Genomic DNA, 25716 nt, shown 5'->3' with positions numbered 1-25716 from the left:
TCCATCGGTGCCCTTTGCCTTACCGCCAGGTGAACCCAATCACCCCATCGAACGCACCCCTACGGGTTGCGCGTGGCCCCGCGAAGTCACGATTCCCAGGAAGGAAATAATGATCGCCAGGCCCAGCGTCGAGCTGACTTCCGCCCGGTGTTCAGGCGTAAACATCATCACCGCCAGTGCCCCGCCAATGAACAGGATGACCCCCCAAGTCAGGTACGGGAACAACCACATGCGGAACTTCAGTTCAGTGCTCTCGCGCTCCAGGCGGCGGCGCATGCGCAGCTGGGAAATGGCGATGACCAGGTACACCAGCAAGGCGATGGCACCGGAGCTAGCCAACAGGAACTCGAACACCCCCTTCGGCGCGAAGTAGTTGAGGACGGCGATGGCCGCGCCGATCAGGGTGCTGCCGAACACTGCGGCACGTGGGACGCCGACCTTGGAGGTCTTGTTGAGCATGGCCGGCGCGTCACCACGCCTGGCCAGCGAATACATCATCCGCGAGGCAATGTAGATCGACGAGTTCATGCAGCTGGTCACGGCCACCAGCACCACCAGGTCAACCATGAAGGCCGCGTTGGGGATGTTCATGATCTCCAGCGCACGCTGGTACGAGCCCACCACGGCCAGTTGCGGGTCGTTCCACGGCACCACCGAAATGATTACGAAGATCGACAGGATGTAGAAAGTGCTGATGCGCCAGATCACCGAGCGGGTGGCCTTGGCGATGTTGCGCGACGGGTCGCTGGACTCAGAGGCGGCGATGGTCACCGCCTCGGTACCGATGAAGCTGAACATCACGGTGATGAACGCGCCGACCACCGCCGACCAGCCTTTCGGTGCGAAGCCACCATGCTCGGCCATCAGGCTGCTCAGGCCGCTGACTTCGCGGTTGGGCAACCAGCCCATCAGCGCAGCGAAGCCCAGGCCGATGAAACCGAGAATGGCAGTGACCTTGAGGATCGCGAACCAGAACTCGAACTCGCCGTACTTGGCCACGCTGAACAGGTTGGTTCCGGCCAGCAGCAGCACCGAGGCCAGGGCGAAGATCCAGCTGTCCACCTGTGGGAACCAGGCGTTCAGTACATGGCCGGCGGCCAGCGCTTCGATGGGGATCACCAGCACCCAGAACCACCAGTACAGCCAACCGATGGTATAGCCGGCCCAGCGGCCGATGGCCTGGTCGGCATAGGTCGAAAACGAACCCGTGTCCGGGTGTGCGACGGCCATTTCGCCGAGCATGCGCATGACCAGCACCACCAGGGCCCCGGCCACGAAATAGGAAAGTATGGTAGCTGGCCCGGCTGCCGCGATGGCGTGGCCAGAGCCGACGAAAAGTCCGGCGCCGATGATGCCGGCAATAGACAGCATCGTTACATGACGAGGCTTGAAACCTTGGGCAAGGTTGCCATCAGATCCCACGGTGTTCATTGATGTTGTTCTCTTTTTGCTGACACAAGGAAGGACGGGCAGGCGTAGGCGAAAATATCTCCTTTGAAATCAATAAGTCGACACATTACTCGCGCACTGTTGTTGATATTTGGCACGCGTCACAGAGCAAGTGTCCCGCATAGGTCGGGGTTCATTTAAGCCGCGCAGGGCTGTAGGAAATTACACGAGAACGCCTCAGAACTGTTCGATCACGACAGCTCGTTCGCTCCGCTCTGAGCGCGCCGGACGGCGATTGACGTAATGACTGCCAAAAGCACCGCTGCCAGCAGCCCTTTCACGTCAGGTGGAAAAGTGTCGTGCTGTGTTCGGCTCCGCCTCGCCGGGCAGACTCCGGCCTTCCCGAAGTGGCCAGTTTCTCCGGCCACGCTATCAGGCCAGGAGCCGAAACCATGTTGACGAACATCCCCGACCAATCTGCCGAGTATCTGTTTTCAACCCGACATGAACGCTTGGACCTGTGGTGCGACCTGCTGCAAGGATGCCGGGATTGGGTAGCGGCAAACTGCTGCGAGGCAAAAGAGCAGAAACGTAGGGAGGTGGTGCGCATCGGCCAGCACCTGCAAACTCTCGAACGTTACCATGCCTACCCTGGCCACCGGCTGATGGCCATTTTCGAGCAACGAATCGGTGAGCATGACGATGTCGGTACACTGCGTCTGGCACGGCGCATCTGCAGCTCTTTGCTCGATTCGAGCTATCGCCATGATGCCAACGACTGGGAACCGGCTGACGACCTGCCCGACGCTTCCGCCGCGCGCTACAGCATCAATCAACCGGCTGCCCAGTTTCGTCCGTATTTCGAGCTGCTGATCGTCAGCTCCGACGCCTCGGGCACCTGGGCGCAGAAGCAGCAAGATATCCGCAACCTGCGGCGACATGACGATGCGTTCATCTACCAACCGATCATCGTCGGCACGTATGAAGACGCCTTGATGGCGGTGATGCTCAACCCCGATGTGCAGGTAGTGGCCATCCATGACGGTTTTCAGCGTGATGCCAACCTGTCGACCCGGCTGCGCGGAATGCTCGAACAATATCAGTCGCTGGTCGGCTCGGAAACGCACGAAGACCCCACGCTGGAACTGTCGGTAGCGCTTAAACAGTTACGCCCGGAGCTGGACATAATCCTGCTCAGAGACCGCAACATCGAACGGACTGCCGGCAACCCGCAGATGACGTTCATCAACCGCGTTTTCTATGAGTTCGAAGAGCCCATGGAAGTGCACCTGTGTGTGATCGAAGGTGTTGCCAACCGCTACCGCACGCCATTTTTCGACAACCTCAAGCGTTATGCGCAACGCCCGATTGGCACCTTCCACGCCCTGCCGATCGCCCGCGGAAAGTCCATTTTCAAGTCCAACTGGATTCGCGACATGGGGGCGTTCTACGGCGCCAACCTTTTCCTGGCGGAAAGCTCCGCGACCACCGGCGGTCTCGATAGCCTGCTCGAACCTACAGGCAATATAAGGCAGGCCCAGCTGATGGCCGCCAGTACGTTTGGCGCGCAACAGGCGTTCTTCGTAACCAACGGGACCTCGACAGCGAACAAAATTGTCGAACAGGCACTCCTGGCACCGGGTGACATCGTCCTGATCGACCGCAACTGTCATAAATCGCATCACTACGCCGCCGTACTGACCGGTGCCTACCCGCTGTATATCGATGCCTATCCTTTGAGTGAGTACTCAATGTACGGAGGCGTAACGCTCGCCTCATTGAAGCAGGCGCTATTGAACCTGAAACGGGACGGAAAACTTGAACGTGCAAAAATGATGGTGCTGACCAACTGCACGTTCGATGGGCATGTCTACAACCCGCTGCGGGTGATGGAAGAATGCCTGGCCATCAAACCCGACCTCATCTTTCTTTGGGATGAGGCATGGTTCGGTTTCGCCCGCTTTTCACCGCTGCTGCGCCAGCGCACCGCCATGCATGCAGCGGCCGAGTTACGCAAACGCCTGAGAAGTCCCGGTTATCGTCGGCAATACGCCGAGCAATGCGCCGCCCAAGCTGCATTCACGGATGAACAGATGCAGCACAACCGTCTTCTGATGAACCCTGAAGGCACCCAGGTGCGCGTATACCAGACCTCTTCCGTACACAAGTCGATGTCAGCCCTGCGGCAAGGCTCGATGATACTGGTTAGCGACGATGCCTTCCCCCAGACCGAAGGCGCCTTCCGCGAAGCGGTATTCACCCATACTTCTACCTCACCCAACCAGCAGATCATCGCCTCGCTGGACCTTGCGCGTCGGCAGATGAATCTCGAAGGCTATGACTTGGTGATGCGCGCCACGCAGTTGGCCTTCGTCATACGCAAGCAGGTCAATAATCACCCTTTGATCTCTCGCTATTTCAAGATCCTGGATGTTGCGGAGCTTATTCCCGAACCGTTGCGCCAATCGAAGATCGCCAGTTACGTGGATGACCGAGCCCACTGGAGTACGCTGAGCCAGGCGATCATCAATGATGAATTCTTCCTTGACCCCACACGCCTGACATTATCGTGCGGACACGCCGGGTTCGACGGCACCCAATTCAAGCAATTGCTAGCCGGGCGATACAACATCCAACTGAACAAGACGTCCCGCAACAGTGTGCTGTTGCAGACCAACATCAACAACACTCGCAGCGATGTGGCACACCTGTTACAAGTGCTGGTGCAAATATGCCGGGACATCAATGCAAGCATCGCAGACGATGAAAACCAGGCCCAGCAACTACGAAGCAGGGTCACCAGCCTTGTCGAAGACCTACCTGCATTGCCAGACTTCAGCTGCTTCCACCCGGAGTTCCGCAGCGATGCACTGGAGGGCACGACCGAAGGCGACATCCGCAAGGCCTTCTACAAGGCTTACGACCATGAGGCCTGCGAGTATCTGCAACTGGCCGACAGCAAGATCGACCAGCGCCTGGAAAACGGCCCGCCCCTGGTTTCGGCAAATTTCGTGATTCCGTACCCGCCTGGCTTCCCGATCATGGTGCCAGGCCAAGTGGTCACCGCCCCGATCATTGATTTCATGCGAAACCTGGATGTACAGGAGATCCATGGCTACACCAGCGCACAGGGTTTGAAACTGCTGAAGCCCGAACACGTTGGGTAAACTTATCGGCAACGGCCGTTCCCCACGGGTACGGCCTGCTGCGGCTTTCGAAAACAGCCCTGGTTGCAGGGCTGTTTTCTCAACACCAGGCCTGCACCTGCTTTTAACGCACCAGGCAGGGCCGCTTGTTATCAAAGCGCCAGCCGGGAATCAGGAACTGCATCGCCACGCTGTCATCGCGCGCGCCCAGGCCCATGTTGCGGTAGCACTCATGAGCCTTGGCCAATTGCGCTTCGTCCAGCTCCACCCCCAGCCCCGGCCGCGCCGGCACACGTACATGGCCATCGACGATGCGCAGCGGCTCGCGAGTCAGTCGCTGGCCGTCCTGCCAGATCCAGTGGGTATCGATTGCGGTGATCTCGCCCGGCGCTGCCGCAGCCACCTGGGTGAACATCGCCAGCGAAATATCGAAGTGGTTGTTGGAGTGCGAACCCCAGGTCAGGCCCCAGTCGTTGCACATCTGCGCCACCCGCACCGAGCCCTGCAAGGTCCAGAAATGCGGGTCGGCCAATGGAATGTCGACCGCCTGCGACTGGATCGCGTGGCCCATCTGCCGCCAATCGGTGGCGATCATGTTGGTGGCTGTCGGCAAGCCGGTAGCGCGGCGGAATTCGGCCATCACTTCGCGGCCCGAATAACCGTCCTCGGCACCACACGGGTCCTCGGCGTAAGCCAGCACAGCGTGCTTGTCGCGGCACAGGGCAATGGCCTGCTGCAACGACCAGGCGCCGTTCGGGTCGAGGGTGATGCGCGCTTGCGGGAAGCGTTCGGCCAGGGCCGTCACCGCTTCCATTTCTTCCTCGCCACGCAGCACTCCGCCCTTGAGCTTGAAATCGCTGAAGCCGTAACGCGCCTCGGCGGCCTCGGCCAGGCGTACCACCGCGTCGGCGGTCAGCGCTGTTTCGTGGCGCAGGCGAAACCAATCATCCTCGCTGTCGGCTTCGTTGCGGTAGGCCAGGTTGGTCTGCCGACGGTCACCAATGTAGAACAGATATCCGAGCATCTTCACCGCGTCGCGTTGCTGCCCTTCGCCCAGTAGTGCCGCCATCGGCACGTTCAGGTGCTGGCCGAGCAGGTCGAGCAGCGCCGACTCCATGGCGGTTACCGCATGCACGGTAATGCGCAGGTCGAAGGTTTGCAGGCCACGCCCGGCCGAGTCGCGGCCAGCGAAGGTCTGGCGCATGGCATTGAGCACGCGCTGGTAATGGCCGATTGGCTGGCCGAGCACCAGGCTGCGGGCGTCTTCCAGGGTCTGGCGAATCTTCTCGCCACCGGGCACTTCGCCCAGGCCGGTATTGCCAGCACTGTCGCGCAATACCACCACGTTGCGGGTGAAGAACGGGCCATGCGCACCACTGAGGTTGAGCAGCATGCTGTCATGGCCGGCGACAGGGACGACGCGCAGGTCGGTGACCACCGGGGTGTCAGTGTGGGTGGCGGGGGTTGTCTGCAGGTTCATGGTTGTTGTCTCGCAGTCATCAGTGGCTCTGGCCCAAGGCCGAAGGTGCCTTGAGGTCGTCGGAAGGGGCGCCCTTCGGGCGCGTGCGTACGAAGAACACGGCAATGGCGGCCAGCACCGAGGTCACCGCCAGGCCGTACAAGCCGCCCTGGATCGACCCGGTCTGCTGTTCCAGCAGGCCGAAGGTGGTGGGGGCGACGAAGCCGCCGAGGTTGCCGACCGAGTTGACCAGGGCGATCACCGCTGCGGCGATGCGTGCATCCAGGTAACCCTGCGGGATCGGCCAGAACAGCGAAGAAGCCGACTTGAAACCGATCGCCGCAAAGCACACCGCAACAAAGGCGAACACCGGCCCACCGGTGGTGGACATGAACATGCCGATGGCGGCGACCACCAGCGCCCCCGCCACCCAGGCCTGCTGGAATTTCCAGCGCGCGGAGCCGGCGGCGAAGGCATACATGGCCAGGATCGAGATCAGCCAGGGGATCGAGTTGAAGAAGCCGACCTGCAGGTCGCTGAGGTCGCCCATGCGCTTGATGATGCTTGGCAGCCAGAAGGTGGCGGCGTAGATGGTCAGCTGGATGCAGAAGTAGATCAGGCAGAACAGCAGGATCTGGCGGTCCTTGAGCAGGCTCCAGGCCGATGGCCTGACCACCGCGACGGCTTCGCGCTCACGCTGCTCCTGGTCGATGGCGGCCACCAACGCGTCCTGCTCGGCCTGGCTCAGCCACTTGGCATCCTGTGGCCTGGAGTCGAGCCAGAAGAACACGAAGAAACACAGCGCCACCGAGGCCATGCCTTCGATGAACAGCATCCATTGCCAGCCATGCATGCCCAGGCCCTGAAGCTGCATCAGCGCCCCGGCCAGCGGCCCGGAAAGCAACGAGGCCAGCGCCGAACCACTGAGGAAGATGGCAATGGCCTTGCCGCGCTCGGCGGCAGGCAGCCAGCGGGTGAAGTAGTAGATCACCCCGGGGAAGAAGCCCGCTTCGGCTACGCCGAGCAGAAAGCGCAGCACGTAGAACTGGGTTTCGTTCTGCACGAAGGCCATGGCCGTAGCCACCAGCCCCCAGGTGAACATGATGCGGGTCAGCCATAGGCGCGCGCCGACCTTCTGCAGCAGCATGTTCGATGGCACCTCGAACAACGCGTAACCGATGAAGAACAACCCGGCACCCAGGCCATAGGCTGCGGCACTGATGCCCAGGTCGCTCTCCAGATGGGGGCGGACGAAGCCAATGTTGACGCGGTCAAGGTAGTTGACGATGAACATGATGACGAACAGCGGCAGGACGTGGCGCTTGACCTTGGCCACGGCGCTGGCCAGGGCGTCGCCTTCATTCCGGGTCGACGGAGCGAGGGTATCGTTCACTTGCGGATCTCCCACTAATTGTTTTTGTGCGGGGCGGAGTTGTCTGACATGACAGTGGGCTGGAGCATATGCGCAGCGCAGTTGTACGACAAGATCAGAAACGTCGTCAAAATGGCAACATACAAGCTGGCAAAATACAATATTGTCGAAAACGTGCGGTAATTGTCACGCTATGGAGCGCCTTGAGCAGTGCAAAAATCAGCAAAAAATTTTTCTATCCATTAACTTGTCATACAAGTACAGACCGCAACGGATGAAATCATGGAACCCGAACGCCTGCGCAAGCATGGCCACAGCCGTGCCCACGACCTGGTCTCCAGCCTGACCCAGCAGATTTTGCTGGGTACCTTCAGGCCAGGCGACAAACTGCCCTCGGAGAACACCCTGGTACGCGAGCACGGGGTCAGCCGCACCGTGGTCCGCGAAGCCTTGTCGAAACTGCAGGCGTCGGGGCTGGTGGAACCACGCCACGGTATCGGTACCTTCGTGATGGAGCGCCAGGCCCAGGCTGGCCTGCGCATCGCTGCGGAAAGCGCGGCAAATGTGCGCGACCTGCTGGAACTGCGCATTGGCCTGGAAGGCCAGGCTGCCGCCCTGGCCGCGCTGCGCCGTGATGATGGGCACCTGGCACGTATGCGCCAGGCGCTGGATGACTACCAGGACCTGGCCGCCGCCGGCGACAGCTGCATCGAGGCCGACCGGCGCTTTCACCTGTTGATTGCCGAGGCCACCGGCAACCTGTATTTCACCGAGATGCTGCTGCAGCTGGGCAGTGGCCTGATTCCACGCAACCGTATGGCTTTAGCTGAGCGCAGCGGGGCGAAGCTGGCGCGCCAGGCGTACCTGGCCAACCTCGAACATGAGGCGATCCTCAATGCCATTCGCCGGCGAGACCCGGACGCGGCGCGGGCAGCCATCTGTCTGCATCTGTCCAATAGCCGCGATCGCCTGCTGGCCGAACAGGCATGACACCTTCCCCGGTGGAGCGGCCTCGCGTCGCGAGAGGGCCGCAAAGCGGCCTCCGGTTTTCAGCTTCCGTGCGGAAACCGAGGGGCTGCTAGGCAGCCCATCGCGACGCAAGGCCGCTCCTGCACAAAAGCCTTGCATAGCTACCAGGTCAGGCAGATCTTGCCGAAATGCCGGTTGCTTTCCTGGTAGCGGAACGCCTCGACGATCTGTTCCAGCTCGAAATGTTTGTCCACCACCGGCCGCAAGCCATTGGCATCGATCGCCCGCACCATGGCCTGCTGCTGGGCGCGGCTGCCTACCAGCACGCCTTGCAGGCGAATCTGCCGCACCAGCGCCTGTACCAGCGGCAACTGCCCGGCAACACCCGTGAGGATACCGATCAACGAAACATGCCCACCAATACGCGCGGCAATCATCGACTGTTCCAGTGTCGCCGGGCCGCCCACTTCGATCACATGATCGACGCCGCGGTTGCCGGTCAGCTCGCGCGCTTTCTCACCCCAGGCCGGAGTGCTTTTGTAATTGATCAGATGGTCCGCTCCCAGGGCCTTCAGGCGCTCGAGCTTGACGTCGCTGGACGAGGTGGCAATCACCGTGGCGCCGGCGAGCTTGGCGAACTGCAGGGCGAAGATCGACACGCCACCGGTACCTTGCACCAGCACCGTATCGCCGGGCTTGAGGTGGTCGTCGCTCATCAGCGCACGCCAGGCGGTGAGGCCGGCGGTGGTCAGGGTGGCGGCTTCGGCGTGGCTGAAGCCCTTCGGCGCCTGGGTGAAGGCGCTGGCGCGGGCAGTGACCTGTTCACGGGCATAACCATCGATACCATCGCCCGGCACCCTGGCGAAGCCTTCGACATTGGCCTGGCCATCGAGCCAGTCGGGGAAGAAGGTGCTGACCACATTGTCGCCGACCTGGAACTCGCTGACACCGCTACCCACTGCGACTACCTCACCCGCGCCATCGGCCATCGGAATGCGCCGCTCGCTCGGCCCCCACATGCCGCTGACCACGGCAAAGTCGTGGTAGTTGAGGGAGCTGGCGTGCAGGCGAACGGTGATCTCGCCTGCCTGGGGTGCAGGGGCCTCGTAGCTGCCTACTTCGACCTTGTCGTAGCCGCCGCCAGGTTGTACGTAAATGGCCTTGCTGGTCATGGGTAGGGTCTCCGTTCAGGGAATAGATTGGGGTTCAGCATAGACAGGTCCGGCCTCTACGCGGGTTAACCCGCTCCCACAGGTTGAGTGCTGGGCTTGAGCTCGGCGCGGGCCCTGTGGGAGCGGGTTTACCCGCGAAGAAGCCCGCACAGGCGACACGAAAACTCAGCCCAGCATCACCTTCAATGCCCGGCAGTCGGCCGCATGCCAGTCCACCAGTTCCGGCCATGGGTTGTCCGGCAAGTTCACCAGCACCGTGCGCGCCCCTGCTGCACGCCCACAATCCAGGTCGAACCGATAATCCCCCACCATCACCAGCTCATGGGCTGCCACACCCCAGGCACTGGCGATTTTCAACAACCCGTCCGGGCTCGGCTTGGGCTCTGCTTCGTCGCGCCCGAGGATGTGCTCGACCGGGAAGCAGTCAGCCAGGCCGATGGCCTCCAGCGTCACATGCGCAAGCTCGCGGGCATTGCGGGTCAGAATGCCCAGTCGACAACCCCGCTCGGCCAGTTCGCGCACCAGCTCCACCGCCCCGGTGGCAGCCGTGGAAGCGACCGCCAGGTCGCGCTCGTGCTCCAGCAGCCAGGCATGCTTGGCCGCCGCTTCGTCCGCCGGCAGGGCCGCCAGGTGAGTGAGGATGTCGTGCTCGGCCGGGATGTCCAGCGCCACGCGGATGGCAGCGAAATCATGCACGGCCACGGTCAGGGTGCCGTCCATGTCGAACACCCAGTTGCGGACCTCACCCAGGCTCATGCCCAATCCTTGCGATGGCGAATCAGGCCTTCCTGGCACGACGATGCCACCAGTTGCCCGGCCTGGTTGAAGATGTTGCCGCGGCAGAAGCCTCGGGCATTGCCCGCCCAGGGGCTATCGGTGGCATACAGCAGCCACTCATCGGCGCGCAGGTTGCCGTGGAACCACAGCGAATGGTCGAGGCTGGCGATCTGCATGTCGCGCTGCCACACCGATTTGCCATGCGGCAGCAGTGCGGTGGTCAGCAGGCCGAAGTCCGAGGCGTAGGCCAGCAGGTATTTGTGCAGGGCCGGAATGTCGGGCAGGTTGCCGTCGGCGCGGAACCAGGCGTACTTCACCGGGTCGCCAGGCTTGGGGTTGAACGGGTCGCGCTCGGTGACCGGGCGAATCTCGATCGGCTTGGCGCACAGCACCTTGTCACGAATGCGCTCGGGTAACTGGTCGGCCATGGCCCGGGCCAGCTCGACCTCACTGGGCAGGTTTTCCGGGCCGACCACCTCAGGCATTGGTGCCTGGTGCTGGAAACCCTCCTCGTCGTACTGGAACGAGGCACTGCAGGTGAAGATGGTCTGGCCTTTCTGGATCGCCGTCACCCGTCGCGTGCTGAAGCTGCCACCATCACGCACGCGATCCACCGAATACACCACCGGCAGGCTGGCATCGCCAGGACGCAGGAAATAACCGTGCAACGAATGTACGTGGCGTGCGTCTTCAACCGTCTGGCTGGCTGCCGACAACGACTGGCCGAGCACTTGGCCGCCATACAACTGGCGGAAGCCCAGGTCCTGGCTGCGTCCACGGAACAGGTTCTCCTCGATGGACTCGAGGCTCAACAGGTCGACCAGGTCGTCCAACACATGACTCATCGGGGGTTCTCCTAGCAAGGCAACACGTCTCAACAGCACTGTTATGAGGGCAAATGATACAGGGTTTGTCATTGGTGCCGGGCATGGCCATGCATTCAGGCGCGCAGGGTCTGCTCCCAGTGAGCGCGGTCGATGCGGTACAGCACATGCGGACGCAGCGGGTGGCCCACAGGCAGGCGGGGGTGCTGGAAACTGCCGTCCGGGTCCTGTTGCATGCCGATGGCCTGCATGACCTTCTGTGACGGCAGGTTGCTCTCGCTAGTGAACGACACCACCTCCTCCAGGCGCAACTGGGCGAAAGCACAACGCAGGCAGGTCCACGCTGCCTCACTGGCAAAGCCCAGGCCCCAGTGGCGGCGTGCCAGGCGCCAGCTGATTTCCACTGCCGGTGTGAAATCAGCATCGAAGCCGACATGCAACAGCCCAGTCATACCAATGAACGCACCGCTGTCCTTGCGCTCCAGCGCCCACAAGCCGAAGCCGTATTCGTTGAAATGACCGCGCACGCGGCCGATCAGCGCAGCTGCCTCCAGGCGTGTCAGCGGCGCCGGGAAGTAGCGCATCACCTGCGGGTCGGCGCACATCGCGGCGAACTCTCGCAGGTCTTCGTCGTGCCATTGGCGCAGCACCAGCCGTGCGCTTTCCAGTTGCAGGATCGGGGTCATGGGGCGGGCTCCGTTTGCGCTGTTGCATTTTACAGCGTAGGCGCGGGCGCAGCTTTCACCCAGCCTGTACGCGCCCCAACGCAATTTTCACAGCGCCTTCACCGCCGCCCGGCAGGCTGCCGCCATCCACCCCCGCGCCATATGCGGCCATGCCAATGGAGCACTACCTGCTATCGAGCAAACCCTGGGGCACACTGCCATTCACGCCCAGCGCAAGGCCGCCTGACCCGCAACCGCCTCGGTGCCGCGCTTGGCCTGTGCATGGTCGTGGCGGCATTGACCGCCTGACTGGCGACAAGAGACGCATATCGTGACCCTGACAGAGGCCTGCTGCGGGACTGGGCCGACGGTGCGACAGCGCCCACGGGCCATGTGCGCGCTCGCGATGGAAGCACAACCCCGGAACTGGCAAGATCAGCACTGGCCCCGATTGCGAAACCGCCATGCCGCTGCCGCTGATCTACCACGACGACTACAGCCCGGAGTTTCCTGCCGAGCACCGCTTTCCGATGGACAAGTTCCGCCTGTTGCGTGATCACCTGGTCGACAGCGGGCTGACCACCGACCAGGCCCTGCTGCGCCCGGGCATCTGCCCCAACGACATTCTCGCCCTGGCTCACGACCGCAGCTACATCGAGCGCTACCTGAACGGTGACCTGTCACGCGAGGACCAACGTCGCCTCGGCCTGCCCTGGAGCGAAGCCTTGGCCCGACGTACCGTACGCGCGGTAGGTGGCTCGTTGCTGAGTGCCGAGATGGCACTGCAGCACGGCATCGCCTGCCACCTTGCCGGTGGCACTCACCATGCCCATTACGATCATCCTGCCGGCTTCTGCATCTTCAACGACCTGGCGGTGATCAGCCGCTACCTGCTGGAAGCCGGTCGGGTGCACCGGGTGCTGATCTTCGATTGCGACGTGCACCAGGGCGACGGCACCGCGCGCATCCTGCACGACACGCCAGATGCCATCACCGTATCACTGCACTGCGAACAGAACTTCCCGGCCCGCAAGGCACAAAGCGACTGGGACATTCCCTTGCCACGCGGCATGGATGACGCGGCCTACCTGAAGGTGGTCGACGATGCCCTGAACTACCTGCTGCCGCTCTATCGTCCCGACCTGGTGCTGTATGACGCCGGGGTCGATGTGCACAAGGACGACGCCCTGGGCTACCTGCACCTGACCGATGCAGGCGTGGCCGCCCGTGACGAAGCGGTGCTGCGCCACTGCCTGGGCCGCGACATCCCGGTGGTGGGCGTGATCGGCGGCGGTTACAGCAAGGACCGGGTAGCGCTGGCCAGGCGTCATGGCATCCTCCACCACAGTGCGGCCCGTGTCATCGGTTGTTCACAATGATTGTGGAGCCGCTTGTGGATAACCTGCGGGAAAGGCGCCACAGCCCTTGATGGCCGAGGCCTGCAACCGAATGATCATTTTTTGATCAGTGCTTCCATAGGCCCCGCTGCGCTAGAATGCGCGTCTTTTCCACAGCCTGCTGCCCACCATGCCCGAACTGAAACCCGCCGCCCCTTCCCTTGCTGTCGTCATCGGCGCTGGCCCCGCCGGCCTGATGGCCGCAGAAGCACTGGCCCAGGCGGGCCTGACGGTGGAAGTGTTCGATGCCATGCCTTCGGTCGGCCGCAAGTTCCTGTTGGCAGGTGTCGGCGGCATGAACATCACCCATTCCGAGCCATACCCGGCCTTCGTCGCCCGGTATGCCGAGCGTCAGGGCGAGATCGACGCCCTGCTGCGCGACTTCGATGCCGATGCCTTGCGCCAGTGGATCCACGGGCTGGGCATCGAAACCTTCATCGGCACCTCGGGCCGGGTGTTCCCTGCTGACATGAAGGCCGCGCCATTGCTGCGCGCCTGGCTCAAGCGCCTGCGCGACAGCGGGGTGGTTATCCACACCCGTCACCGATGGCTGGGCTGGAATGCCGAAGGGGCATTGCGAATGGCTTATCCACAGGGAGAACGGCTGCTTACACCTGCGGTGGTGGTATTGGCACTGGGCGGCGGCAGTTGGGCGCGGCTGGGTTCCGATGGCAGCTGGCAAGCACTGCTGGCCGAACGGGGTGTGGATATCTCACCGCTGCAGCCGAGCAACTGCGGTTTCGAAGTGGCAGGCTGGAGCACGCTGCTGAAGGAAAAGTTTGCCGGTGCACCGCTGAAGAACATTGCCTTGAGCGTGCCCGGCGGCGCGCCGCGCAAAGGCGAGTTCATTCTCACTGCCCAGGGTGTTGAAGGCAGCCTGGTGTATGCCTGGTCAGCGTCGGTGCGCGAGGCGATCAACCGTACCGGTCAAGGGCGGTTGTTGCTTGACCTGTTGCCGGACAAACCGCTGGAAAAAGTCGCCCAGGCGCTCGCCAGGCCCCGGGGGTCGCGCTCCATGGCCAAGCATCTGCATAGCCAGCTGGGCATCGATGGGGTCAAGGCAGCGCTGTTGCGCGAACTGACCGATCAGGCGACCTTTACCGACCCTGACGCGCTGGCGAGGGCGATCAAGGCATTGCCGATCACGCTGGTAAGCACGCGGCCGCTGGATGAAGCGATCAGCAGCGCGGGTGGGGTGCGTTTCGAGGCCCTGGATGAAGGCCTGATGCTGCAGCGCATGCCGGGAGTCTTCTGCGCTGGCGAGATGCTGGACTGGGAAGCACCGACCGGGGGCTATCTGCTGACGACGTGCTTTGCCAGCGGATTGCGCGCCGGACGGGCGGCGGCGGATTGGGCGATTCGGCTTTCCTGAAAGATTGCCGAGGGCTTGCGCTGTACCTTGTGGAGGGCCGCTAAGCGGCCCCAAAAATATCAAGGCTTACGCTTGCGCGGCCCACCATTGAAGCTCGGCACCTTGCGCACTGCCTTTACTGCCGGCGCCGCACTGCCCGCCTCGGCACTGTCCATCCAGCGCCCCAAGCCGCGCTTGGCGCTGTTTTCTTTCGGCTTCTTGGGCTTCTTCGGCTTCTTGATCACCTGGCCGCTGGCATCGGTCAGCGGTACCCGGTGGTCGGGAATGAAATCCGGCTCCTCATGGCGCGGCAGGGTCTGCCGGGTCAGCACTTCGATTGCCCCCAGCAACTGCACTTCATCGGCACACACCAGGGAAATCGCCTCGCCCTTGTTGCCCGCACGCCCGGTACGCCCGATGCGGTGCACGTAGTCCTCGGCAACGATCGGCAGGTCGAGGTTGACCACCAGGGGCAAATCATCGATATCCAGGCCGCGAGCCGCCACGTCGGTAGCCACCAGCACCTGGATTTCGCGGGCCTTGAAGCTGTCCAGGGCGCGCTGGCGGGTGGCTTGCGGGCGGTCACCGTGGATGCCGTCGGCATTCACACCCTCGGCCAGCAAGCGTTCCACCAACTGGTCGACGCCATTGCGGGTCTTGGCGAACACCAGCACCTGCTTCCAGCGCTGCTTGCGCAGCAGGTAGCAGAACAGGTCGACCTTGCGCTTCTTGTCCACAGGAACCAGCCACTGCTTGACGCTACTGGCCGTGGCATTGCGCGGGCTGACTTCGATGCTCAGCGGGTCATTCAGGGCCAGCCCCGCGAGCATGCGGATCTGCTCGGAGAAGGTGGCCGAGAACAGCAGCGTCTGGCGCTTGCGTGGCAGTGCGGCGTACACCGACTGCAGCTCTTCGGCAAAACCCAGGTCGAGCATGCGGTCGGCTTCGTCGAGGACCAGGGTCTGTACCTGGTTGAACTTCACCGCGTTCTGGCGGAACAGGTCGAGCAGACGCCCCGGGGTAGCCACAAGCAGGTCGACACCGCGACGCAGGCGCATCATCTGCGGGTTGATGCTGACCCCACCGTACACCGCGTAGGTGCTCAGCGGCAGGTTCTCGGCGTATTCGCGCACATTGTTGTGCACCTGCTCGGCCAGTTCACGGGTGGGCACCAGCACCAGCGCACGGATCGAGTTGCTGGCCACCTTCTCCCCTTTCAGTGCCAGGCGCTGCAGCACCGGCAAGGCAAAGCCGGCAGTCTTTCCGGTGCCGGTCTGGGCTGCGGCCATCAGGTCACGGCCAGCCAGCACGGCGGGGATGGCCTTGGCCTGCACCGGGGTCGGGGTGGTGTAGTCCAGCTGCTGCAGGGTGCGCAGCAGCGGTTCGATCAGGCCGAGTTTGGCGAAATTCATGGCAATACCGTCAGGGGGTTCAGCGAAGGCGGCAAGTTTACCGCATCGCCCCTGTCTACTTGCAGATTTCACCTTTCAGCGGTTGCGCCGGTTCGGGCGCCCTGCGCCACTGCGGCAGGCCGATCAACACCACCGCGCCGATGATCACCGCCATGGCCACGCACTCTTCGGCACCGATCTGCTCGCCGGCGAAGACGATGCCCAGCAGCACCGCTACCGCCGGGTTGACGTAGGCATAGCTGGTGGCAGCCGCCGGGCGCACATGCTTGAGCAGGTACATGTAGGCACTGAAGGCCAGGATCGAGCCGAACAATACCAGGTAGGCCAACGCTCCCCAGCCGGCGGCGCTAGGCATCTGCGTCATGCGCTCGCCAGACAGCACGCTGCCCAGCAACAGCACGGCACCACCAACCAGCATTTCCGCGGCACTGGCCATCGGCCCCTGGGGTAACGGCAGGGTCTTGCTCCACACCGAGCCGAATGCCCAGGACGCTGCGGCAAAAATGATCAGCGCCGCGCCAATCGGGCTGGCCTGCAGGTTGGAGCCCAGGTTCAGCAGGCCGATACCTACCAGCCCGAGGGCGATGCCCGCCCACTCCAGCCTCGAGTTGCGGTGCCCGAACAGCAGGCCGAACAGCAAGGTAAACAGCGGCACCGTCGCCACCGCCAGCGCCGCCACGCCCGAGGCCACCCCGGCATGCTCGGCCACGGTCACGCCGCCGTTGCCGCAGCTGAGCAGCAGGAAACCGATCGCCCCCGCCGCCCGCCACTGTGGCCAGGTCGGTGCCGGCACGCCACGCCAGCGCAGGAAGCCATACAGCAAGCCGCCGGCAATCAGGAAGCGCACCCCGGCCATGAGCATCGGCGGCCAGCTTTCGACGCCGATACGGATGAACAGGTAGGTAGAGCCCCAGACCAGGTACAAGGCCAGGAAAGCGCCGACGAGCAACAAGGGGAAGCGACGGGAGACAGGCATGGGGCACACTCGAAATCCGTTTACGGGTGGCTTAGTTTAGAAAGCATGCCGAGTAAACTTAAGTTACAAAACTGCTTTAAATCGCCAGAACACTTTGCATTTGATGGTTATTCGGGCATTTTTCCAACGAATCGAAACCAGGCAGGAACACCCCATGGACAAATACGACCGCATGCTGCTCGCCGCCCTGCTCGACAACGGCCGCGCCACCTTCGCGCAACTGGCGCGCCAGGTGAACCTGTCGGCGCCAGCGGTGGCCGAGCGAGTGGCCAAGCTGGAGGCCAGCGGGGTCATTACCGGCTACCAGGCCAAGGTCGACATGAGCAAGATCGGCCTGCCGATCCAGTGTGTAATCGAACTGCGCCTGGCCAGCCACGGGAACCAGCAAGCCTATGAAGCATTGACGCAGATCCCCCAGCTGACCGAATGCCACCGGGTCACCGGTGACCCCTGCGTGATCATGCAGGCCGCGGTGGGCTCGATGCCCGAACTGGAAGAGCTGATCAACCGGGTAGCGCAGTTCGGCTTCAGCAAAACCTCGATCATTCTTTCCAGTGCCGTGGAACGACGAGTGCCGCTGGCACAACTGGAAAGGAAGCCCTAACAGAACCTGGCCAGGGTGTCGCGCACCTTCGCCGCAGGGGTTTTCTGCAGGCGGCAGAGCAGTTCGTGGGACAGTTGCTGCACACCATGCTCCTGGCGCAGCACGCCTGCCAAGTGCTGCAACAGGTTGGCAGCCATTTGCGCATCGGCCATGGCCCGGTGTGCAGTCCCGGTGTCCGGCAGCCCAGCCCAGCGGGTCAAGGTGCCCAGCTTATGGTTCGGTGCCGCCGGCAGCAGGCGCCGGGAAAGCAGCAGGGAACAGGCGAAGGCCTGGTTACGACTACGCCCGATGCGGCTCAGCTCAGAATCCCAGAACTTCTGGTCGAACGCGGCGTTGTGCGCCAGCAACGGGGTGCTTCCGACAAAATCGGCCACTTCGTTCATCACCTGGTCGACCGGCGGCGCACTGCGCAACATGGCGGTGGTGATACCAGTCAGCCCGGCGACGAAAGCCGGCACTGCAACCCCCGCGTTCATCAGGCTCTGGTAGCGCTCGACGATGCGTCCGCGCTCCAGCATCACTACCGCCACCTCGGTGGCGCGGCAGCCGGCGCCGGGGCTGATGCCGGTGGTTTCAAAGTCGATGACAGCGATACGTTCCATGCAAGGGGCCTCAGTGTTTGAGCAACAACGCACCCTCGATGGGCACATAGCGGGTGGCGGCACGGATCAGCGACAGTGCCGTGAGGCCGGGCACACCATACACCACCGCCTCGGTGCCATGACGCTGAATCACCCGCTCCAGCAGGAGGTCGAAATCACCGTCGCCAGACGCCAGTACCACTTGGTCGACGCGGCTGGCGGCATCCATCACGTCCAGGGTGATGCCCACGTCCCAGTCACCTTTGGCCGAGCCGTCGCTGCGCTGGATGAAGGGTTTGAGCCGAACATCGAAACCGAGGTTGCGCAAGATCTGCTGGAACTGTTGCTGCTTGCTGTCGCCACGGTCGATGGCATAGGCCACGGCCTCGACGATCTGGCCTTCGCGGCTGACAGCGCTCCACAATGCGGTGTAGTTGAAATGGCAGCCGTGGGCCTGACGCACGGTGTAGTAGAGGTTCTGCACATCGGCGAACAGCGCGATCTTTTTCACCCTGGTGCCTCATATCAGGTCTGGGGATCCGGGGGCGCTTGGCGCCCCCGGAAATGCCCGCAGTATGCCAGACCTGTCAGACGTAAGAATCGTCGTCCGAGAAGAACCCGCCATCATCGCTACCATAATCGCTGTCGGCATAACCACCCTGGTCACTGCCCCAACCACCATTGTCGGCTACGTGCTGCTGTGCGCCCGAGTCGTTCCAGCCACTGCTGTCACTGGCGGGTGCCGGCTCTTCCTTGATCACTTCGACCACCTCCTGCGGCTGCGCATCATGATGGAACAGGCTGCTGATACCCTGCGCCAGCAAGACACCGCCGGCGACACCGGCCGCGGTCTGCATCGCCCCACCAAGGAAACTGCTGCCACCACTGCGCGCCGGCGCGGCAGCAAAACCGGGCTGCTGCATTTGCGGTTGGAAATAGCCGGCGGCCGCCGGTTCGCGCCAGCCGCCAGTCGATGCCGCCGGGGCGGCTACGGCTGGTTGCGGTTGCACGGGCGGAGCTGCATTGCGTCCACCCGAACCAAAAATGCTGGAAAGGAAACCACCGCCACCGCTGCCTGGCGCACTGCTGGTGCGGGCGGCCTCAGCCTGGGCACGCGCCTGCTTCAGTTCGGCTTCAAGCTGCTTGTTCTGCTCGTCGAGTCGCTTGATCGCAGCCTCCTGGACCAGGATCGCCTGAGCCATGTAGTAAGGTGCCGCCGGCTGCTGGCGCACGTGCTCCTCGATACGGGCCTGAGCCTGAGCATCACGAGGCTGGCTCGGGTCCTCGGCTTGCCTGATACGGCTGAACAGGCCGTCGATAAGGGTTTGTTCTTCAGTATTCATGGGGCGACCTCGTGGGTGGCGGGAGAACGGATAGCGTCAAAGATGGGGCGTACAGGCGTGGGATTCAATCACCGACGTCGTGAAACTTTTTTCAGCAAATGGCGGCCCCCGCCCTGCTTTGGGCTAAAGTTAGGCCCCTGTTTTTCCTGCCATGCGATGTTGACTGATGAATCCGCTGAGCGTCCTGCGCGACTCCCTGTACTTCTTCCGCCGCCACCTGCCGAGCATCCTCCAGTTGTGCCTGCCCTTTGTAGTGCTGGAGGCCCTGCTCACCCAACTGCTGTACCGGCAGCTGGGTGACCAGGCGTCACCGGCCTACGGCATGCTGGTCAGCCTGCTGTTCTACCCGCTGTACAGCGCCGCGCTGATCCTGTTCCTCGACACCCGCAGCAACGGCCAGACCACCGGCAACCGCGAACTGTTCGCCCGCGCCGTGCAACTGTGGCCGCAGCTGGCCCTGCTGATCCTGATCAGTTCGCTACTGATCATGGCCGGCCTGGCGTTGTTCATCTTCCCGGGCGTGTGGATCATGATCAACCTGGTGTTCGCCGAGTACCTGCTGGTGCTGCGTGGCCTGCCAGTGGTGCAATCGATGCGCGAAAGCGCACGCATGACCACGGGCCACTTCCTGCGCATCATGATCTGCGTACTGGCGGTGCTGGCACCGATATGGCTGATCGACGGGCTGCTGTTGATGGCATTCCCCGAGCCATCGCCCGGCATGGAGCTGGCCATGGACAGCCTCAGCGGCTTCTTGCAGCTGTTCAGCACCGTGGTGCTGTACCGTCTGTTCATGTTGCTGGAAGGCGAAGAGCGAACCTGAAGGCATGGAGGAAAACCTTCGGCCTGCGTGGCTGCCCAGCCCGGGCATAAGGTGGAGACCCTCAATGCCTATCTAGGAGCACACCATGGACGATGACACACTCGCGGGCTACGCCAGGTCGTTTCGCGGCAAGCTGTACCTGCGTGCCGCCGACCGGGACATCCCACTGCGCCTGAGCCGCAGCGACGACAAATTCACCTGGGGCATCACCCCGGAGGATGACTGGCTGCAGGCAGGCGGCCGGCAGGACTCGCCGCTGATGAGCTTTCACTACGATTCGCACAGCGATGACCGCTTGCACTATCACATCAGCATTCCAGGCAGCCCGACGACGAAGAGACTCGGGGTCAGCCGCAACGGTTACCTGGGTTTCTACTGGTATGCCGAAGTCACCAACTTCTGGAAGATCGAACCACTGCAACTGACCGATGAAGGCCTGGTGTGTCACCTGCGCGACCACCGCGGCTACCGGGTTGGCATCCTCGAGGACGACCCTCACAAGAGCGGTGACTGGGTGGCCTTGCTCAATGTCGAGGAAGGCGAAGTATCTACCTTCCTGCTCCGGCAAACCGGCTGAGAGGATGCCACGCTGTCGTCAGGTACCCCGAGGCTTGGCCCTCGCCGTCGCCTCGGCTACCAAGGGGTTATCCGGCCAGTAATGCTTCGGATAACGTCCTTTGAGGTCCTTCTTCACTTCGGCATAGGTCGTACGCCAGAAGTTGGCCAGGTCCTGGGTCACCTGCACCGGCCTGCGTGCCGGTGACAACAGGTGCAGCTTGACCTGCAGGTGGCCGTTAGCGATGCGTGGCGTGTCGGCCAGGCCGAACAGCTCCTGCAGGCGCACCGCGAGGATCGGCGGATTTTCGCTGTAATCCAGGCGGATGTTCGAGCCGGAAGGCACTGCCAGGTGCGCAGGGGCCTGTTCTTCCAGGCGCTGTGGCAACGGCCAGGGTAACAGGTTGCGTAGCATTGAAGGCAGATCCAGCGCGGCGAAATGGCTCAGGCGCGACACTTTGCCCAGGTACGGCTGCAGCCAGCTTTCCAGGCTGGCGAGCAAGGCTTCGTCGCTCAGGTCTGGCCATTCGCTGTGGCCTTGCCTGGCCAGGTCGAGTTGGCGCAACAGCGCTACACGTGCCTGCCATTGGCGCAGCTCTGGTGTCCAGCTCAAGAGATTCAGCCCCTTGCGCCGGACCAGACCAAGCAGCGCCCGGGCGCGCGCCTCATCGTCCAGGCCGGGCAGCGGTTCGCGGCTGAGGATCAGCTCGCCAACCTTGACCTGACGCTCGGCACGCAGCACCTGCTCGCGCTCATCCCAATCCAGCACATCAATCCGCTCCACCTGCTCGGCCAGCACGCCATCGAGCAGTGTCGAGTCGAACTCCGCCGCCAGGTAGATACGCTCTTCACGCTGGCCCTGGCGGCTGCCCAGGTCGGCAATCACCAACCAGGGGCATTTCATCAAGGCATCGACCTCGGCAAACAGCGCCGCACGGCCATTGGCCAGCCGATACTCCGCACCACCCTCGCGGCGCTGCTGGGCAACGCGGTCAGGGTAGGCCAGCGCCAGTAAAGCACCCAGCCACCTCGGGTGATCGGGGTCGGCGACCGGCGCCTGCGGCGTGCCGCGCAGCAAACCACGGTATTGGCGCGCCAGCTGGCGGGCCCGCTGCACACCACCCTGGCTGCCCCGGGCAGCCTTGCTCTGGCCACTGACCAGGGCCAAGCGGCTATGCAGGTCGGCACCGCCACCCCGTTGAATATCCCGCTCGCCCAATAGTGCAGCGACATCACAGGCCATTCGTGCCAAGCCCAGGTCCTGCCCCCGCAACAGCAAATGGGCGATACGGGGGTGTGCCGGCAGTTCGGCCATGGCCTGGCCATGTTCGCTGAGACTGTCGCGGCTGCCCGGTTTGAAGGCATTGAGCCGCGCCAGCAGGTCCTGGGCCTGGGCGAACGCGGCGAGGGGTGGCTGGTCGAGCCAACGCAACTGCTCGGGTGTCACGCCCCAGCGTGCCAGTTGCAAAGCCAGGCCGGCCAGGTCGGCCTGCAGGATCTCGGCACTGCCATGGGCGGCCAGTTGTTCATGCTGGGCCTCGGACCACAACCGATAGCACACGCCGGGCTCCAACCGCCCGGCACGACCGGCGCGCTGGGTGGCGCTGGCGCGCGAGATGCGCTGGGTGTCCAGGCGGGTCATGCCGCTGCCGGGGTCGAAGCGCGGAACCCGGGCCAGGCCGGCATCGATCACCACCCGCACACCGTCGATGGTCAGGCTGGTCTCGGCAATATTGGTAGCCAGCACCACCTTGCGCAGGCCCTTGGGCGCCGGGTTGATGGCGGCGCGCTGGGTATCGAGGTCGAGTTCGCCGTGCAGCGGGCACAGCAGGATCTCAGGCCGTTCACCCAGCGCTTCCTGCAGGCTCTGGTGCACCCGCCGTATCTCGGCCTGGCCAGGCAGGAACACCAGCACACTGCCAGCCTGCTCGGCCAACGCCTGCAACACGCTGTCCACCACGCGTGGCTCGATGAACTCGCCCGGCTGGTAAGGGCGCCCCCAGCGGATATCCACAGGGTGCATGCGGCCTTGGCTGCAGACCACCGGTGCATCGTTCAGCAACCGGGACAGGCGCTCCCCCTCCAACGTCGCAGACATCAGCAAAATCTTCAGGGGCGGGTCGTCTCGCAGCAACTCGCGGCCGTTCAGGCTCAGCGCCAGGGCCAGGTCGGCATCAAGGCTGCGCTCGTGGAACTCGTCGAAGATCAGCAGCCCCACCCCTTCCAGCGCCGGGTCGGCCTGCAGGCGGCGGGTGAGGATACCTTCGGTCACCACCTCGATACGGGTTTTCGGCCCGACCTTGCTGTCCAGCCGAATGCGGTAGCCAACCGTTTCGCCAACCTCTTCGCCCAGCTCGCTGGCCAGGCGCTCGGCCGCGGCCCGGGCCGCCAGGCGCCGGGGCTCGAGCATGAGGATGCTCTGCCCGGCCAGCCAGGGCTCGCTGAGCAGCGCCAGCGGTACGCGGGTAGTCTTGCCGGCACCGGGCGGCGCTTCGAGTACCGCTTCGTCACGGTTTTCCAAGGCCTGGCGCAAGGCGGGCAAGACAACATCGATCGGTAATGAAATCATGGTGGTCCTCGAACAATCCCGCGAGTATAACGGCGAACCCAGCCTGCTCTATCATGGTCTTAGCTTCAGGTGCAGACGTTTCGCTTGCCCTGCTGAACACCTTTTCGGAGATTCACATGCGCATCCCAACCCGCGTCATCGGTGGCGCCCTCATCGTCACCTTGCTGACCCAACTGACCGCCTGCGGCACCATTCTCTACCCGGAACGTCGCGGCCAGATCGGCGGCAAGATCGACCCTGTGGTTGCCGCGATGGATGCCATCGGCATCCTGTTCTATGTAATTCCGGGGCTGATCGCCTTCGGCATCGACTTCGCCACAGGCGCCATCTACTATTCGGGCGGGCGCAGCGCCCAGGTTGACCCGGTCAAACTGCGCGACGCCGTCAGCCCCGATGGCAAGGTCGACAACCTGAAGCTGCAAGCCATTCTCGAGAGCGAACTGGGCCAGCGCCTGCCGTTGAACGACCCACGGCTGATCCAGCATCGCGGCAGCATCGAGCAACTTGCCAGCCTGGGCCTGGTACCGGCGGCCTGAACCGCAAGGACACCGATCACGGATGACGACCACCCCGGCTGAACACCAGCGCCTGCTGCGCCTGGCGACGCGCGCGTCGCTGGCGGTGGCCAGCATCCTGGTCTTGAGCAAGGCCGTGGGCTGGTGGCTGAGCGGCTCGGTGAGCCTGCTGGCCGGGCTGACCGACTCGGCACTGGACGCCGTCGCCTCGTTCCTCAACCTGCTCGCCGTGCACTATGCCCTGCGCCCGGCCGATGATGACCACCGCTATGGTCATGGCAAGGCCGAAGCCCTGGCCGGCATGGCACAGGCGCTGTTCATCGCGGTCAGTGCAATGCTCATCGGGGTGCAGGCGGCCGAGCGCCTGCATACCCCGAAACCGTTGGGCGATACCGACATCGGTATCGCGGTGATGCTGCTGTCGCTGGTGCTGACGCTCGCCCTGCTGGCCTTGCAATCCAAGGTCATCCGCGTGACCGGCTCCACGGCAGTGCGCGCCGACTCCCTGCACTACCGTTCGGACCTGTTGCTCAATGGCAGCATTCTCCTGGCTTTGCTGCTGGCACACTTTGGCTGGCCGCAACTGGATGCACTGTTCGGCCTGGGCATTGCCGCCTATATCCTGTGGAGCGCGCTGCAGATTGCCAGAGAGAGCACGGCCATCCTGATGGACAAGGAACTGCCCGCTGATGTGGGCGAGGAGATGACCATGCTGGTGCTGGCCATCCCGGGCGTGAAAGGCGTGCACGACCTGCGTACGCGGGTGTCAGGCAACCAGTGGTTCGTGCAGTTGCATCTGGAACTGCCGGGGATGTTGCCGCTGGATGAAGCGCATGGCTTGTGCGTCAAGGCGTCGGAAGTCATCCGTCAGCGCTACCCGCAGGCGGATGTAATGGTGCACGCCGACCCGGTGTGAGCCTGCAGGCGATGGGTCGGGTCAGCAGCATGCCGGGTTTAGTTGATGCTGTAGCCTCGCCCACTGAAGCAGGCTCCCAGCGCTCGCCGATAGTTATCGGCCACAGTGGTCGGCGGCGCATATGCCGCTGTCGCCGGGTCGAACCCCGACTGGCTGACTGCCCAGCGATGGCACTGGTAACGGTCCTGTTCCTGCTGCTCCTGCCCTTGCCCGTGCATCGGGTAAGCCACCACATCATAACCACCACCCACAGGCGGCGACGCGGCAACAGGGTTGACCACCACGTACTCGCGGCGGTCGGCCAGGTACTGGTAATAGGTGTCGGCCACCACGAAGAACAACGCCCCGCCCAGCCAGACTTCACGCGCATAGGGCGGCAGGTAATCGACCCGCATGCCGTCAGGCGGGGTCACCACGACATACCGGCCCCCCTGCGGGCGGAACCAGTAGCCACCGGAATAGAAATAGTCATCGCCACGGTAGGGCACTTTCCAGTAACGGTCGGGGAAATGATCGAGGGTATGCCCGGGACGGTATTGCGGCCCAGGCCCCCAGCCATTGCCATGGCCATCCGGGCGTCCCTGCCAGTCGCCGCCAGGACGTTGCCCCGGGCCACCGGCTTCCCAGTAGCGGTTATCGCCATGACGACGCGGAATGTCCTGGTAATAGCCCTGGCGTGGCGGTTGCGTCTGTTGCACTTGGTCGCGCGAGTTGAGCGCACGAGCGGGTGCTTCGCCCGGCCCTTCGGCCATGGCCGCGAAGCTGATGCCCATCGCAAACACACCTACACCTGCCGACTGCCAGATGCGCGACTTCATGGTAATCCTCTCGGTAAAAAAACGGCGCCGGCAACCAGTCTACCGCGCCCGACACGCGGGCCAATGAAATTTCACGGGCATGA

23 protein-coding genes are annotated in these 25716 nt (G+C 63.4%); 9 read left to right on the top strand and 14 right to left on the bottom strand.

Annotated elements, in window-relative coordinates:
• Window positions 1–39: 39 nt before the first annotated feature.
• Window positions 40–1431 (bottom strand): GABA permease, encoded by a 1392-nt coding sequence (gene gabP / locus ACVWZT_RS12205; protein WP_457469514.1) that lies wholly within the window; start codon window positions 1429–1431, stop codon window positions 40–42.
• A 410-nt stretch (window positions 1432–1841) separates the two neighbouring features.
• On the opposite strand from gabP, the gene ACVWZT_RS12200 reads away from it, so the two are divergent.
• Window positions 1842–4556: a hypothetical protein gene (locus ACVWZT_RS12200; RefSeq protein WP_457469513.1), complete on the top strand. Its 2715-nt coding sequence runs from the start codon at window positions 1842–1844 to the stop codon at window positions 4554–4556.
• A 103-nt stretch (window positions 4557–4659) separates the two neighbouring features.
• Here the strand turns inward: ACVWZT_RS12200 and gudD are convergent, their stop codons facing one another.
• Entirely contained in the window at window positions 4660–6015 is a 1356-nt protein-coding gene (gene gudD / locus ACVWZT_RS12195) for a glucarate dehydratase (protein WP_457469511.1), read from the bottom strand.
• 19 nt (window positions 6016–6034) lie between these two features.
• The gene (locus ACVWZT_RS12190; protein ID WP_457469509.1) at window positions 6035–7387 is read right to left on the bottom strand and encodes an MFS transporter; all 1353 of its coding nucleotides are present in this window, start codon (window positions 7385–7387) and stop codon (window positions 6035–6037) included.
• 261 nt (window positions 7388–7648) lie between these two features.
• Here ACVWZT_RS12190 and ACVWZT_RS12185 point away from each other — a divergent pair, with 261 nt between their 5' ends.
• The gene (locus ACVWZT_RS12185; protein WP_457469507.1) at window positions 7649–8356 is read left to right on the top strand and encodes a FadR/GntR family transcriptional regulator; all 708 of its coding nucleotides are present in this window, start codon (window positions 7649–7651) and stop codon (window positions 8354–8356) included.
• A gap of 140 nt (window positions 8357–8496) precedes the next feature.
• On the opposite strand, the gene ACVWZT_RS12180 is transcribed toward ACVWZT_RS12185, so the two are convergent.
• From ACVWZT_RS12180 to ACVWZT_RS12165, 4 genes are all read right to left on the bottom strand, one after another.
• Window positions 8497–9507 carry a zinc-dependent alcohol dehydrogenase family protein gene (locus ACVWZT_RS12180; protein WP_296231320.1) on the bottom strand — a complete coding sequence of 337 codons (1011 nt, stop codon included), beginning with the start codon at window positions 9505–9507 and terminating at the stop codon, window positions 8497–8499.
• Window positions 9508–9672: 165 nt separating this feature from the next.
• Window positions 9673–10263 (bottom strand): HAD family hydrolase, encoded by a 591-nt coding sequence (locus tag ACVWZT_RS12175; protein WP_457469505.1) that lies wholly within the window; start codon window positions 10261–10263, stop codon window positions 9673–9675.
• Complete coding sequence (tesB, locus tag ACVWZT_RS12170) at window positions 10260–11129, bottom strand: acyl-CoA thioesterase II (RefSeq protein WP_225779336.1); 870 nt, start codon at window positions 11127–11129, stop codon at window positions 10260–10262. Before tesB ends, ACVWZT_RS12175 begins: the two co-directional genes overlap by 4 nt.
• Before the next feature lie 95 nt (window positions 11130–11224).
• Window positions 11225–11794, bottom strand: a complete 570-nt coding sequence (locus ACVWZT_RS12165; protein ID WP_457469503.1) for a GNAT family N-acetyltransferase — start codon at window positions 11792–11794, stop codon at window positions 11225–11227.
• A gap of 443 nt (window positions 11795–12237) precedes the next feature.
• Between ACVWZT_RS12165 and ACVWZT_RS12160 the strand changes: the two genes are divergently transcribed.
• The gene (locus ACVWZT_RS12160; protein ID WP_457469501.1) at window positions 12238–13152 is read left to right on the top strand and encodes a histone deacetylase family protein; all 915 of its coding nucleotides are present in this window, start codon (window positions 12238–12240) and stop codon (window positions 13150–13152) included.
• A gap of 148 nt (window positions 13153–13300) precedes the next feature.
• Entirely contained in the window at window positions 13301–14542 is a 1242-nt protein-coding gene (locus ACVWZT_RS12155) for a TIGR03862 family flavoprotein (protein ID WP_457469499.1), read from the top strand.
• A gap of 59 nt (window positions 14543–14601) precedes the next feature.
• Here ACVWZT_RS12155 and ACVWZT_RS12150 read toward each other — a convergent pair whose 3' ends face one another.
• Window positions 14602–15933, bottom strand: coding sequence for a DEAD/DEAH box helicase (locus ACVWZT_RS12150; protein ID WP_457469497.1), 1332 nt, complete (start codon window positions 15931–15933; stop codon window positions 14602–14604).
• A 55-nt stretch (window positions 15934–15988) separates the two neighbouring features.
• Window positions 15989–16909 (bottom strand): drug/metabolite exporter YedA, encoded by a 921-nt coding sequence (gene yedA, locus ACVWZT_RS12145; RefSeq protein ID WP_296231311.1) that lies wholly within the window; start codon window positions 16907–16909, stop codon window positions 15989–15991.
• Between the two features lie 154 nt (window positions 16910–17063).
• Between yedA and ACVWZT_RS12140 the strand changes: the two genes are divergently transcribed.
• The gene (locus ACVWZT_RS12140; protein WP_085625727.1) at window positions 17064–17513 is read left to right on the top strand and encodes an Lrp/AsnC family transcriptional regulator; all 450 of its coding nucleotides are present in this window, start codon (window positions 17064–17066) and stop codon (window positions 17511–17513) included.
• Here ACVWZT_RS12140 and ACVWZT_RS12135 read toward each other — a convergent pair.
• From ACVWZT_RS12135 to ACVWZT_RS12125, 3 genes are all read right to left on the bottom strand, one after another.
• A complete protein-coding gene (locus tag ACVWZT_RS12135; protein WP_296231307.1) occupies window positions 17510–18115 on the bottom strand; it encodes a 3'-5' exonuclease in 606 nt (201 codons plus the stop codon). The two genes, ACVWZT_RS12140 and ACVWZT_RS12135, sit on opposite strands and share 4 nt — an antisense overlap.
• A 10-nt stretch (window positions 18116–18125) precedes the next feature.
• Window positions 18126–18605: an NYN domain-containing protein gene (locus ACVWZT_RS12130; RefSeq protein WP_457469494.1), complete on the bottom strand. Its 480-nt coding sequence runs from the start codon at window positions 18603–18605 to the stop codon at window positions 18126–18128.
• A 76-nt stretch (window positions 18606–18681) separates the two neighbouring features.
• Window positions 18682–19437: a DUF2076 domain-containing protein gene (locus ACVWZT_RS12125; RefSeq protein ID WP_296231303.1), complete on the bottom strand. Its 756-nt coding sequence runs from the start codon at window positions 19435–19437 to the stop codon at window positions 18682–18684.
• A gap of 166 nt (window positions 19438–19603) precedes the next feature.
• On the opposite strand from ACVWZT_RS12125, the gene ACVWZT_RS12120 reads away from it, so the two are divergent.
• Window positions 19604–20260 carry a YciC family protein gene (locus ACVWZT_RS12120; protein WP_296231302.1) on the top strand — a complete coding sequence of 219 codons (657 nt, stop codon included), beginning with the start codon at window positions 19604–19606 and terminating at the stop codon, window positions 20258–20260.
• A gap of 85 nt (window positions 20261–20345) precedes the next feature.
• A complete protein-coding gene (locus ACVWZT_RS12115; protein ID WP_457469492.1) occupies window positions 20346–20837 on the top strand; it encodes a hypothetical protein in 492 nt (163 codons plus the stop codon).
• A gap of 18 nt (window positions 20838–20855) precedes the next feature.
• Here the strand turns inward: ACVWZT_RS12115 and hrpB are convergent, their stop codons facing one another.
• A complete protein-coding gene (hrpB, locus tag ACVWZT_RS12110; protein ID WP_457469490.1) occupies window positions 20856–23384 on the bottom strand; it encodes an ATP-dependent helicase HrpB in 2529 nt (842 codons plus the stop codon).
• Between the two features lie 116 nt (window positions 23385–23500).
• Here hrpB and ACVWZT_RS12105 point away from each other — a divergent pair, with 116 nt between their 5' ends.
• Together ACVWZT_RS12105 and ACVWZT_RS12100 are read left to right on the top strand one after the other, a co-directional pair.
• A complete protein-coding gene (locus ACVWZT_RS12105) occupies window positions 23501–23920 on the top strand; it encodes a polyribonucleotide nucleotidyltransferase (RefSeq protein ID WP_296231298.1) in 420 nt (139 codons plus the stop codon).
• 22 nt (window positions 23921–23942) lie between these two features.
• Window positions 23943–24815: a cation diffusion facilitator family transporter gene (locus ACVWZT_RS12100; RefSeq protein WP_457469488.1), complete on the top strand. Its 873-nt coding sequence runs from the start codon at window positions 23943–23945 to the stop codon at window positions 24813–24815.
• A 38-nt stretch (window positions 24816–24853) separates the two neighbouring features.
• Here ACVWZT_RS12100 and ACVWZT_RS12095 read toward each other — a convergent pair whose 3' ends face one another.
• Entirely contained in the window at window positions 24854–25633 is a 780-nt protein-coding gene (locus tag ACVWZT_RS12095; RefSeq protein WP_457469487.1) for a DUF6515 family protein, read from the bottom strand.
• Between the last annotated feature and the right edge of the window lie 83 nt (window positions 25634–25716).

The organism is Pseudomonas sp. TE21394 (assembly GCF_054057835.1).
The sequence above is the reverse complement of the archived record's forward strand: the minus strand, read 5'-3'. Positions and strand labels throughout refer to the sequence as shown.